Source organism: Desulfatiferula olefinivorans, assembly GCF_054657895.1.
Window position 1 is genome coordinate 1 of the sequence record NZ_BAAHXV010000164.1, and the last position, 219, is coordinate 219.

The following is a 219-nucleotide window of genomic DNA, read 5'->3' on the forward strand; positions in this document are numbered from 1 at the left end:
GAACTCCTTTCCGGCATGTTTGAACTTTCGCTCAAGGGCGTGCGGCATGTAAACCTCACCATGGCCATCGGCCAGATCCTTTTCATGAATCTGTCTGACCTGCTCGACATGGTACATGAGTTCCGTCGTGATGCTTTTCGGGAAAACGGTAACACGATCCTTGCCGCCTTTGCCGTCATAGACATAGATGTATTGACGGCTGAAATCGATATCCTTGAT

Annotated in this window: 1 protein-coding gene; it reads right to left on the reverse strand. The window is 49.3% G+C overall.

Annotated features, from left to right (window positions below):
- A partial coding sequence (locus ACYQ11_RS22285; protein ID WP_459926035.1) for a site-specific integrase occupies positions 1-219 on the reverse strand: 219 nt, incomplete at both ends.